11 protein-coding genes are annotated in these 11504 nt (G+C 73.1%); 5 read left to right on the forward strand and 6 right to left on the reverse strand.

Translation table 11 applies throughout. From position 1 onward, the window contains the following. Nucleotides 1-235: 235 nt before the first annotated feature. Nucleotides 236-1378 carry a glycosyltransferase family 4 protein gene (locus ACIRQY_RS09375; protein WP_351779457.1) on the reverse strand — a complete coding sequence of 381 codons (1143 nt, stop codon included), beginning with the start codon at nucleotides 1376-1378 and terminating at the stop codon, nucleotides 236-238. A gap of 89 nt (nucleotides 1379-1467) precedes the next feature. Between ACIRQY_RS09375 and ACIRQY_RS09380 the strand changes: the two genes are divergently transcribed. Further along, the gene (locus tag ACIRQY_RS09380) at nucleotides 1468-2733 is read left to right on the forward strand and encodes a glycosyltransferase 87 family protein (protein ID WP_403923279.1); all 1266 of its coding nucleotides are present in this window, start codon (nucleotides 1468-1470) and stop codon (nucleotides 2731-2733) included. A gap of 88 nt (nucleotides 2734-2821) precedes the next feature. Then, nucleotides 2822-4288, forward strand: a complete 1467-nt coding sequence (locus tag ACIRQY_RS09385; RefSeq protein WP_403923281.1) for a DUF2079 domain-containing protein — start codon at nucleotides 2822-2824, stop codon at nucleotides 4286-4288. A gap of 91 nt (nucleotides 4289-4379) precedes the next feature. Here the strand turns inward: ACIRQY_RS09385 and ACIRQY_RS09390 are convergent, their stop codons facing one another. The 5 genes from ACIRQY_RS09390 to ACIRQY_RS09410 form a co-directional block, all read right to left on the reverse strand. Further along, nucleotides 4380-5603 (reverse strand): hypothetical protein, encoded by a 1224-nt coding sequence (locus tag ACIRQY_RS09390; RefSeq protein ID WP_403923283.1) that lies wholly within the window; start codon nucleotides 5601-5603, stop codon nucleotides 4380-4382. 82 nt (nucleotides 5604-5685) lie between these two features. Continuing rightward, on the reverse strand, nucleotides 5686-6696 hold the full coding sequence (locus tag ACIRQY_RS09395) for an NlpC/P60 family protein (protein WP_351779469.1): 1011 nt from the start codon (nucleotides 6694-6696) through the stop codon (nucleotides 5686-5688). Between the two features lie 200 nt (nucleotides 6697-6896). After that, complete coding sequence (locus ACIRQY_RS09400) at nucleotides 6897-7931, reverse strand: NlpC/P60 family protein (RefSeq protein ID WP_403923285.1); 1035 nt, start codon at nucleotides 7929-7931, stop codon at nucleotides 6897-6899. A gap of 257 nt (nucleotides 7932-8188) precedes the next feature. Further along, on the reverse strand, nucleotides 8189-9553 hold the full coding sequence (locus ACIRQY_RS09405) for an NYN domain-containing protein (RefSeq protein ID WP_351779473.1): 1365 nt from the start codon (nucleotides 9551-9553) through the stop codon (nucleotides 8189-8191). A 34-nt stretch (nucleotides 9554-9587) separates the two neighbouring features. Continuing rightward, nucleotides 9588-9830: a hypothetical protein gene (locus ACIRQY_RS09410; RefSeq protein WP_055644001.1), complete on the reverse strand. Its 243-nt coding sequence runs from the start codon at nucleotides 9828-9830 to the stop codon at nucleotides 9588-9590. 157 nt (nucleotides 9831-9987) lie between these two features. Between ACIRQY_RS09410 and ACIRQY_RS09415 the strand changes: the two genes are divergently transcribed. The 3 genes from ACIRQY_RS09415 to ACIRQY_RS09425 all read left to right on the forward strand — a co-directional run bounded on the left by ACIRQY_RS09415 (nucleotide 9988) and on the right by ACIRQY_RS09425 (nucleotide 11495). Next, nucleotides 9988-10722 (forward strand): rhomboid family intramembrane serine protease, encoded by a 735-nt coding sequence (locus ACIRQY_RS09415; protein ID WP_351779476.1) that lies wholly within the window; start codon nucleotides 9988-9990, stop codon nucleotides 10720-10722. Continuing rightward, complete coding sequence (locus ACIRQY_RS09420; protein WP_024755605.1) at nucleotides 10719-11000, forward strand: Lrp/AsnC family transcriptional regulator; 282 nt, start codon at nucleotides 10719-10721, stop codon at nucleotides 10998-11000. The genes ACIRQY_RS09415 and ACIRQY_RS09420 overlap by 4 nt, the downstream gene beginning before the upstream one ends. Before the next feature lie 171 nt (nucleotides 11001-11171). Continuing rightward, nucleotides 11172-11495 carry a small hydrophilic protein gene (locus ACIRQY_RS09425; protein WP_351779480.1) on the forward strand — a complete coding sequence of 108 codons (324 nt, stop codon included), beginning with the start codon at nucleotides 11172-11174 and terminating at the stop codon, nucleotides 11493-11495. Nucleotides 11496-11504: the final 9 nt, after the last annotated feature.

The raw sequence follows: 11504 nt of genomic DNA on the forward strand, positions 1-11504 counted from the left end.
CGCGCCCGGGGCCCGGGGGGGGGCCCGGGCCGGGGGGGGGGGCCGGGCCCCCCCCCCGCCCCGCCCCCCCGGCCGTTCTCCATGCCGTTCAGCGCGGCGGCCGTGCTGCGCGCGGTCGGCGCCCGGCCGTTCGCACGCGGCCCGGCGCCCCGGCCGTTCTCCGCGCCGCTCCACTCCGTCGCGCCCGGGCTTTCCGCGTCCGGGCGTTCCGCGTCGGGGCGTCTCCGCGTCCGGCCTACAGCAGTTCCCTGAGCCGCTCCGCCAGCAGGTCCCAGCGCCACTTCTCCTCGACCCAGGCACGGCCCCGCTCCCCCATGCGGGCCCGCAGCTCAGGGTCCAGGAGGAGGGTGGTGATCCGTTCGGCGGAGTCCTCGGGGGAGCCGCCGCGGACGACCCAGCCGGTCTCGCCGTCGAGGACGGCGTCGGGCGCGCCGCCGGAGTCGCCCGCGACGACCGGGAGGCCGGTCGCGGAGGCCTCCAGATAGACGATGCCGAGGCCCTCCACGTCCAGGCCCCCGCGCCGGGTGCGGCACGGCATGGCGAAGACGTCACCGGCCCCGTAGTGGGCGGGCAGCTCCGACCAGGGGACGGCGCCGGTGAAGCGCACGGATCCGGCCACGCCGGTCTCGGCGGCGAGCCGGTGCAGGTCCTTCTCGTAGGGGCCGCCGCCGACGATCAGGAGGACCGCGTCGGGGACCCGGCGCAGGATCAGCGGCATCGCCCGGATCAGGGTGTCCTGGCCCTTGCGCGGGACGAGCCGGGAGACGCAGACGACGACCGGGCGGTCGGTGAGCCCGAGCCGGGCGCGCACCTCGGCGCCCCCGGAGCCGGGGTGGAAGGTCTTCTCGTCGACGCCGGGCGGCAGCTGGGTCATACGGGCGGCGGCGGCGGGCGTGAGGGCTCCGGCGATCCGGGAGCGGGTGTACTCGCCGAGGTAGGTCAGGGTGTCCGTGCCCTCGCCGATCCGCCGCAGCAGCAGCCGGGAGCCGGGCAGTTGTGCCCAGCCCGCCTCGTGGCCGTGCGTGGTGGCGACCAGGCGGCGGGCGCCCGCCTTCCGCAGCGCGGGGCCCATCAGGCCGAGCGGCGCGGCGGCGCCGAACCAGACCGACCCGCAGTCGTGCTCGCGGAGCAGGGCGGTGGCGCGGGCGGTGACCCGAGGAGTGGGCAGCAACATGGTGGTGCGATCCCGGACCACCGTGAAAGGCTGTTCGGCGTCGAACGCGGCCGTCGCCTCGGTCCCTTCCCGGCCGTGCTTCCACGTGGACGCGTAGACGACGATCCGTTCGGGGTCCAGGCGGAGCGCCATGTTGTGCAGGAAGGCCTGGATTCCGCCGGGACGGGGCGGGAAGTCGTTCGTTACGATCAGGGTCTTGTGCATCGTGGCCGACAGTACCGCGCGCGCACCCACCGCCCAGCACCACCACTCCCCCGCGCGAGCGGGCCGACAGGACAGGCACCAGGACGGGCATGACGGGCGCAACCGGGAACAGTTCTCGCACGACCTTCGCACTCCCGCTCGGGCTCTGGGGCCTGACCCGGATCATCCTCCTGCTCTGTGTGTTCAAGGTGGTCGTGGTCCCCGGCCCGGACACGACCGCCGAGGTGAGCGAGATCTACCGGGGCTGGTACGAGGTCCTGGAGACCGGGGTGTACCCCCGGTCCGACGTGACCTGGCAGTATCCGCCGGCCGCCGCCTTCGCGATCCTCTCGCCCGCGCTGCTGCCGTTCCTCGACTACACGGCGGCGTTCTTCGTCCTCGCACTGGTGTGCGACGCCTTCGTCTTCGGTCTGCTGGCGCACACGGGCCGTCGGCCCGGCCGGTCGATGCGGGGTGCCTGGCTCTGGCTGGCGGCGGTGCCGCTGCTGGGCCCGACCGCGTACGCGCGCTACGACATCATGGTGGCCGCGGTCGCGGTGGCGGCGCTGCTCGCGGCGATCCGCAGCCCGCTGGTGCTCGGGGCGCTGACCGGCTTCGGCGCGGTCCTGAAGGTGTGGCCCGTCCTGTTGCTGGCGGGGACGCCCAAGGGGCGGGCGACCTGGCGTTCCTGGCCCGCCGCCGCGGGTGCGGCGCTGGGCGTGCTGGCGCTGTGCGCGGTGTGGATGCCCGGTTCGCTGGCCTTCCTCTCGTACCAGAGCGAGCGGGGGACGGAGGTCGAGTCGCTGGGCGCGATGGTGTTCCACGTGGCCCGGCACTTCGGCTGGGAGGGCGAGGCGCGGATGAACTACGGCTCGATGGAGTTCCTCGGCCCGTACGTCCCGTGGGTGTCGGCCGTCTCGATGGCGCTGACGGTGGCGGCCTTCTGCTGGCTGGCCTGGTGGCGCTTCAGGGCCCGGCGGTTCGTGACCTCGACGACGGCGGACGCGGCTTTCGTGGCGGTGCTGCTCTTCACCCTGACGAGCCGGGTGATCTCGCCGCAGTACATGGTCTGGCTGTTCGCCCTCGCCGCGGTCTGTCTCGCCTACCGGTCGAGCAGGATGCGGTTCCCGGCCCATCTGGTGCTGTGGGCGACGGCGGTCACGCAGTTCGAGTATCCGGTCTGGTTCTCGCACGTGACCGGGAGCGGGCCGCTGGGCATCGCCGTGCTGTTCCTGCGCAACGGGCTGCTCGTGGTCGCCGCCTTCGCCGCCTGCCGCATCCTGTGGCGGCACACGGTGATGGAGACCGATCCGACGCGCCTCTCCGTCCCGGAGGACCGGCCGGAGCGGGAGAAGGTACTGGCGGGGTCGGTCTGAGTGGTACGGATCAGCCTGGCCCCACGGCCTTCGCACACCGCTGCTAATCTAGGACACCTTTACCCCCCTGTTAGGTTCTTCTGCCGACATGAACACCTCGAATCTCGCGGTCGACACACCTCAGCGGATCACCGGGGCAGGGGGTGGTGAGGGAACCGCCGAGCAAGCACCCGAGGCCGGGCGGAAGGGCTTCACCGGCGCCCTCCTGCTGGTCTCCGGCGGTTTCTTCCTGGTCTATCTGCTCCTCTCGGCACGGCGCCACGCGACGAACCTGTCCACCGGATACGACCTGGGGATCTTCACCCAGATCGTGCGGTCCTACTCCGAACTCTCCGCGCCCCACTCGGCGCTGAAGGGCCCGGACTACAACACGCTCGGGGACCACTTCCACCCGGTCCTCGCGCTGCTGGGGCCGGTCTACCGGGTGTTCCCGTCCAGTTACACCCTCCTGGTGTGCCAGGCCGCACTCGTCGCCTTCTCCATAGTCCCGCTGATGAAGTGGGCGCACGAGGTACGGGGACGCAGGTTCGGCTACTGGGTCGGCGTCTCCTACGGGGCTTCCTGGGGTCTCGCCAAGCTGGTCGGCTTCGACTTCCACGAGGTCGCCTTCGCCGTTCCGCTGCTGTCCCTCTCGCTGTGCGCCGCGGGCCGGGGGAGGTGGCGGTCGGCCGCCCTGTGGGCGCTCCCGCTGGTGCTCGTGAAGGAGGACCTGGGCCTCACCGTGGCCGCGATCGGCGCCTATGTGGCCTGGAAGGGGCCACGGACCACGGGGATCGCGGTGGCCGTCTTCGGAGTGGCCGCGACGGCCGTGGAGATGCTGGTGGTCCTCCCGTACTTCAACCCCCTCGGACAGTTCGCCTACTGGCCGCCGGAGGCGGCCGAGGAGGCGGGGCTGCTGATGCAGGCCGCCGGGGCGCTGTGGCCCCCGGTCAAGTGGCTGACCCTGCTCATGATCGTCGCGCCCACCGGTTTCCTCGCCCTCAGGTCCCCGCTGCTGCTGGTCGCGCTGCCGACCCTCGCCTGGCGCTTCACCTCGTCGAACCCGTACTACTGGGGGACGGACTTCCACTACAGCGCGGTCCTCATGCCCATCGCGTTCGCCGCCGCCGTGCACGCGGTCGCCACCGGCTTCAAGGCACGGCGGATCATGCCCGCCTGTGTCGTCGGAGCGGTCGTCACGGGCGTCACCCTCTTCACCCATCCCCTGCACGAGCTGGCGCTGCCACGGACGTGGAACGAGTCCGCCCGGGTCAGAACGGCGGACGCGCTGCTCGACAGGATCCCCGACGGTGCCACGGTGGCCGCGTCGAACCGGCTGGCGGCCCAGCTCGCGGACCGGGCCGTGGTCAGCGAGGTCTGTCTGTTCCCCCGCTCCTTCCCCCCGGCGGAACCACCGGAGTGGATGATCTACGACACCACCGACAACACCGACCCGGACTGCGCCACCGGAAGCCTCCTGGAATCGGACACCCCCGAAGTCCCCGGCTACCGGACCGTCGAGACCCGGGACGGGATATCCCTGCTGAGGAGAACCGGGGAGCCGACCGCCCCGTAAGGGTGCCGCCCGGGCCAGGCCATCGAGGCCATCGGGGTCAGCAGGGTCAGCAGGGTCAGCAGGGTCAGCAGGGTCAGCAGGGTCAGCAGGGTCAGGTAAGTCGTTCCGTCAGATAGGTCCGCCAGTCGGCGGTGAACCGTTCCGGCGTGGTGTCCAGGACCGTCCGCAGGGCCTGTTCCACCGCGCCGTCCCGTGACGGGTGCGCGCCCACCGCGCGGTAGAAGGCGTTCAGTTTCGTGCCGCCCCAGCGGTCCGCGATCAGTTCACAGGCCAGCCAGCCGCCCTCGTACGCCCGTGCCAGGGCCTCCGCGTCGCCGCCGAAGGCGAAGTCCTCGTCCTGCGGGAGCCGGGCGGGCAGCTGGCCCGCGAGGACCGCGCGGCGCAGTTCGGGGGCAGCCTGGGCGGGGGTGCGTCCGGTGTCCCGGTAGGCGATCAGGTCGGCGAAGCCCTCGGAGAGCCAGACCGGGGTCGAGGGGGTGGTGGCGGCGCGGGTGGCGACGTGGACGGTCTCGTGGGTGAGGACCAGCCGTCTGCCGAAGCCGCCGAGCACGCCGTACGCCTCCGGGTTGACGATCACCCGGTCCGCCGGGGCGTCCGTGCCGCCCCGGGTCTCCCCGGTGGTGACGGCGGCGATGCCCCGGTAGCCGGATCCGGGCGCGCCCAGGAGTTCTCCCATACCGTCGAGGGAGGCGGGGACGAGGACGACGACCTGCCGGGCCCAGGGGTAGGGCCAGGCGGCGGTGACGGCGGGGACCGCGCGGTCGGCCTCGTCGGCGATCTCCCGGAGCCGTTCGGCGTTCCGGCCGGTGCCGAGGACGAGCGAACGGGCGCCCCGGACGACCGTGACGTCGCCCTGTTCCCAGAGCTGCCGGGGCGCTCCCCGGTCGGGGCGGTCGCCGGTGAGGTACCAGCGGCCGTCCCGTTCGACGAGGTCGAGGAGGCGGGCGCCGGTGACGGGCCGCCGGTCGTGGCCGCGGAGCCGGTAGCCGAGCTCGGCGCGGACGGCGAGCCGGTCGGGCGCGGTGCGCTCGGTCCCGGTGACCTGGTAGGTCCAGCCGTCGAGCGGCACCTCGGCGAGCCGCCGGTAGAGGGTGAGCGCGGTGGGGGCGTACGCGGGGTCGAGGGCGGCGCGGTAGCCGGGTTCGTCGCGGGCGAGGAGCGCGCGGGCGTGGCGGTCGAGGAGGGCCCGCACCTCCCGTACGGCCGGTTCGGCGGCGGGCGGGGCGGAGCAGCCGGCGAGTCCGGTGAGGGTGAGCAGCAGGGCGAGCAGACAGGCCGTCGCCGACCGTCGCGCTCCACACCCCTGACCTGCCACGCCTCCGATCGTACGGTCGGAGGGCGGGGGCCCGCTCCCGGGGCGGGCGGTCCGGTGCGGGTGCCCGGCGGGGGCTCCCGGGTCAGACTCGGGTGACGGTCGCGTGCGACATCATGCCGACCGGGTCGTAGCGGACCCGGGCGCCCGGGTAGGGGGCGTGGATGACCTGTCCGCCGCCCGCGTAGATGGCGACGTGGCTGGCGTCGCCCCGGTAGGTGACGAGGTCGCCGGGCTGCGCCTGGGAGAGCGGCACCCGGCGGCCCGCGTACCGCTGGGCCGAGGAGGTGCGCGGCAGACTGATCCCGGCCTGCCGGTACGACCAGACCATCAGGCCCGAGCAGTCGAAGCCCGACGGGCCGGTGGCCCCCCACACGTAGGGCTTGCCGATCGCGCTGCGGGCGGCGAGGACCGCGGCGGAGGCGCGTGAGGAGACGGGGCCGAGGTCGGCCGGGGGCGGCTGTTCCCCGGTGCGTCCGCCGGAGCGGGAGGCCCGGTCGAAGTCGGCGCGCTCCTGGACGGTGAGGCTCGCGAGGACCCGGCGGGCTTCGGCGAGTTTGCGTTCGACGGTGCGTTTGTGGCGGGCGACCTCGGTGCGGCTGCGTTCCAGTTCGGTCAGGGCGGTCCGGCCCTCGGTGCGCTGCTGGTCGAGGCGGCGCTGTTCCCGCTGGAGCTCTCCGAGGGCGGCGCCCTGCCGGGCGGTGACCCGGTCGAGGGCGGTGGCCCGGTCCAGGTAGCCGGCCGGGTCGGAGGAGAGCAGCAGGGCGAGGGCGGGGTCGATGCCGCCGGAGCGGTACTGGGCTCCGGCGACCGCGCCGAGCGCGCCCCTCATGCGGTTGATGCGCTCCTGGCCCCGGGCGAGGGCGTCCTGGGCCCGGGAGACCGTGCGCCGCAGCGCGTCCGCCTTCTCGTCGGCCCGGTTGTAGCCCTCGGTGGCCTGTTCGGCCTCTTCGAAGAGGCGGTCCACGGTGGCGCGGGGGGCGGCGGTTCCGGTCCCGGGGTCGGCGCTCGCGGGGACGGCTCCGAGGGTGGCCGCGGCGGTGGCCGCGGCGGCGGTGAGGACGGTGACCCGGGCGGGTCGGCGGTGGGACGCCACGGATCGCGCTCCGTTCGGCTCGACGCAGACTGGCGCGGCAGACAGTAGCCGGTGATCACTCCGCGTCCAACGAGGCCGGTGGGCACGCACAGTGACGCCCCGCCGGAGAACACAGGTCACCGGCGGGGCGTCGGGTCAGTACGGGTCGCGGCGAACCACCCGTTCGGGCGGTGTCGCGGCGCGGGTCGCGCGGCGGGGGGTCAGCCCGCGATGCGCACGCCGAACTGGAAGGTGCCCATGTAGTTCATGGACTCGTAGCGGACGTTGGCGCCCGGCTTGGGGGCGTGCAGGATGGTGTTGCCGCCCGCGTAGAGGCCGACGTGCGTCAGGTTGTTGAAGAAGACCAGGTCGCCGGGCTTGAGCTGGCTGCGGCCGATCTTCACGCCGTCGTTCTGCTGGGTGTACGTGACGCGGGAGAGGTTCACGCCCGCCTTGCCGTAGGCCCACTGGGTCAGACCGGAGCAGTCGAACGAGTTGGGGCCCTCGTGGCCGGACTGGTAGGGCATCCCGACCCGGGAGTCGGCGTGGGCCAGCGCGGCGGCGCCGAAGCCGTTCGCGGGGGCCTCGTTGCCGAGGTCGACGCGCTCGGTGGCGGCGCGGCTGGCGCGCTGGTCCTCCTCCTGCTTGATCTTGGCGCGCTCGGCGGCCGTCAGGGTGTTGAGGAGGGTGCGGGCCTCGGCGAGCTTGCCCTGGAACTTCTTCTTCTTGGCGCCGAGGGTCTTGCGGACGTCCTCGAGGTCGGCCAGCTTCGTGGTGGCCTCGGCGCGCTGCTGCGCGAGGGCGCGCTGCTTGGCCTGGATCGAGGTGAGGACGTCGGCCTGCTGGGCGCTCAGCTGGTCGATCGCGGACGCCTTGTCGAGGTAGGTGTCCGGGTCGGCGGAGAGGAAGAGCTGCATCGCCGGGTCGATGCCGCCGGAGCGGTACTGGGCGCTGGCGACCGAACCGATCTGGTCGCGCAGGGTGTTGAGCTCCTGCTGGCCGCGGGCCACCTTGTCCTGGAGGGCGCTGATCTCCTTCTGGAGGGTTCCGCGGCGCTCCTCGGCGGCGTTGTACTGCTCGGTGGCCTCTTCGGCCTCGTGGTGCAGGTCGTCGACCTTGGACTTGACCTCGTCGATCTTGGGCTTGGGAGCCGCCTGGGCCGACTGGGCGGAGAGGGCGACGGCGGCTGCCGCGGTCGCGGTGAGCACGGTCACGCGGGTGCGGCTCGGCTGCTTGGGTCGACGGTGGGACGCCACGAAGGCGATCTCCTTCTTCCTCAGAGCCGCCCAACCGGTCAGGGGCAGGCGGTTCCTCCGCCGCCACCCCGGATGGGTGATCAACCGCGCGAAGGTTCGAAGGCCGACCCTAGTGACCAAGTTGTGATCAGTTCAAATCCCGCCGGGAAAAATATCACCCGCGCATCACATTATTCACGGACAGCACACGGGCAGTGAGGGGAACTTGACCGTGCGCCGTCCAGAATTCGGTCATAACGCCCAGGAGTTGCGATGCTTCACGAGAGACGCGAAAGCCGCTTCAGCAACAAGGCGGACGTCACCGGGCGCGCGCCCGCCTTCGCCACCCCGTCGGCCACCTCGCGGTCGGTGGAGACCACCACGACCGGGCGGCCCGGCGGCTCCGCCCGTACCAGCTGACGGATCAGCTCGTCGGCCGTCACACCGGGCTTGGAGAACAGCACCCGGACCCCGCGCGGCGGCGCCAGCAGCACCGGGGCCGCCAGTTCCGCCCCGTCGAAGACACAGGTGACCTCGGCCCCCGAACGGGCCGCGAGCCCCGACAGACTGCCGAGCAGCCGCAGCCGCTGCTTCTCCAGCGGCATCGTCGGATAGCCGGTCTTGGTGACGTTGTAGCCGTCCACGACCAGATGGGCCTGCGGCAGCGCGAGCAACTGGTCGAGCAGCGCCGGATCGGTCTCCGAGAGCGCCCGCGCCGCGATGTCCTTCGGAGACATCCGCCCCGGCTCCACCGCGTCCACCATGTCGGCCGGATGGATGGAGACCGGCGGCAGCGCCAGTTCCCGCCGCAGACCCTGCGCCGCGTCCAGGACCGTGTCGAGCAGCAGCCGCAGCCGCATGTCCTCCACCGAGCGGCCCTCGCGCGCCGAGCGGCGGCTCGCCTCCAGGGCCGACTCGGCCTCGCCGAGCCGGGCCCTGAGCCGCCGCCCCTCGCTCTCGGCGGCCGACACCTGGGCCGCCGACTCCGCCCGGACCGCCTCGATCTCACCCTGGACCTTGCGCAGCGCCGCCTCGCCGCGCTTCACGTCGTTCTGGGCGCTGCGCAGCTTGCGGTGCAGCGACTCGGTCTCCCGGCGGGCCGCTTCGAGGTCGTGCCGCAGCTGCTCGCTCTCGTCCCGGGTGCGTTCGCGCGCGGCGGCCAGTTCCTCGCGCAGCCGGTCCAGCTCGCGCCGTCCGGCCTCGTCGGCCCGCTCGGCGTCGGCGCGCTGCGCCTCCTCGCCCGCGGCGGCCACCAGCTTGACCCAGCCCGGCGGGCGCAGCACGTAGGCCGCCGCCGCCACGTCCACGGGGTCGGCGGCGGCGGGCGGGGTGCCGGTCTCCACGGCGGCGGCCAGTTCGGGCTCGCCCTGCCGGAACCGTTCGGCGATCCGCTGCCGGAACAGCGGGTCGCCCTCCAGCGCCGCCGCCATCGCGTTGCCCGCGAACTTGGCGCGGCGGCTCGCGGTGAAGCGCGCGTACTGCCTCAGGGGTGCGGGCAGTTCCGCGACGGTCAGCCCGCCGAAGGCGTCGGCGACCAGCGCGACGACCCGCCGCCGTACGCCTTCCGGCAGTGGGTGGTCGAGCGTCTCGGCAGCGTCACCTGCCGCGCCGGCCGGCTCTTCACCGTGCGCGGGCTGCTCCACGATCCGTCACCCCTACTGTCGTCCGCGCCGTCCCTCAGGAAGCGGCGCCCGGCCTGTCCACCAGTTCGATCTGGTCCACCGCGTTGCACCAGCGGCAGCGGACCGACTCGATGGTCTCACTGACCACCTGCCGTTCCTCGACCGTGGGATCGCCCGCGAGGTCCAGATGGACGTACTCGACGACCTTGGAGGAGCGCGTCACGTCGAAGCGGGTCAGATTGCCGCAGAGCGTGCAGCGCCAGCGGGTCTCGTCGGTCGGCAGGGGAACCGTCGTCATCGTGCCGTCCTTCTTCCTGTTGCCTGTGCCAGGTCCGGGAGCCGCGGTGCGCCGTCGAACTGCGGTGGTACTGCCCGCAACCCTACGGCCTCACCGGTCCCCGGAGGCACGGCGAGGCACTCTGTCCAGTTCGACCCCGGTACGCCATGATCTGTCCATGATCGAGTGGCGAGGCGCGGTCCTCGGTGCCTGGCGCGGCACCCGCAGCGGGCCCACCATGACGTACGCGCTGATCGCCGCCTGCTGTCTGCTGTTCGCCGCCAGCCCGGCGTCCGGGCTGAACCCGGGGCACGGCACCGGGGACCAGCTCCTCGCCGCGCAGGGCGCGTACTTCCGCCGCTGGGGCGTCGTCCCCGCCGAGCTCATGGGCGGCGACCACCGGGCGCTGCTCACCCCGCTCACCGGGCTCTTCGTGCACGGCAGCTGGCTCCACCTCCTGGGGAACATGCTCTTCCTGTACGTCTTCGGGGCGATGACCGAGGAGCGGGTGGGCCCGATCGGCTTCGCCCTCCTCTATCTGGTCACCGGCTACCTCGCCCTGCTGGGCTACGCGGTGGCGCACGCCGACAGCGAGCAGACCCTGGTGGGGGCGTCGGGGGCGATCTCCGGGGTGCTCGGGGCCTTCCTCTTCCTCTTCCCGCGCTCACGGGTCACCAGCCTCTTCCCCTTCCTCTTCTTCCTGCCGCTGCGCTTCCCCGCCTGGATCGTGCTGATCTTCTGGTTCACGCTCCAGTGGCTGGCCGCGCGCCAGGCGGACTCCGGTCCCGGCATCGCCTATCTGGCCCATGTGGTGGGCTTCTCCGCGGGCTTCCTCTACGCCTGGGGGCGCTATCGGGGTGGGGATAGAGTGAAAGCTCCCACCACGGCGACCGAGGGAGAAAGCCAGCCGTGATCACCGCGATCGTGCTCATCAAGACCAGCGTGGACCGGATTCCCGAGATCGCCGAGTCCATCGCCGCGCTCGACAGCGTCAGCGAGGTCTTCTCGGTCACCGGCACCTACGACCTCATCGCCATGGTCCGGGTGTCCCGCCACGACGACCTGGCGGACGTGATCCCCGGCAGCATCAGCAAGATCCCGGGCGTCGAGGCCACGGACACGCACGTCGCCTTCCGCACGTACTCCCAGCACGATCTGGAAGCCGCCTTCGCCATCGGTCTGGAGTCCTGAGGCGGGGACGGTCCTTCGTGGGCCGCGGTGGCGGGGCCGGTGGGTGCGCCCCGGGGGCAGCTCCCGGGGCGGCACTCCCGGGGTGGCGTACGGACCCTTCCGCCGCGCAGATGAAGAAATCCTCATCCTGGCTTCATGTCGGGGCTCCCCCGCGCCCCTCAGCCTGACCTCATGCCCTTCACCCAGCGCATGGCCGGTCTCGCCGCCGTCGTCGCCGTCCCCCTCGGGATAGCGGCCACCAGTTACGCCCTCACGGACGCGCCGGAGGCCCCCCGGGTCCCGCCCGCCGTCCATCTCTCCACCCCCCCGACACCGTCAGGACCGCCCCCCTCCACGGGGCCCGCGGGCCAGCCCTCGACGGGGTCCGCGACCCCGTCCGGCACGCACTCCGGCACGCCCTCCGGCACCGGCACCGCCTCGACCCCGCCGCCCTCCGACTCCGTCGTGCCCGGCCCCTCGGCCACGGGTGACGACGACGATGACGATCACGAGTGAAGCGCACCG

It is taken from the genome of Streptomyces sp. NPDC101490 (genome assembly GCF_044767145.1).
Lineage (GTDB): Bacteria > Actinomycetota > Actinomycetes > Streptomycetales > Streptomycetaceae > Streptomyces.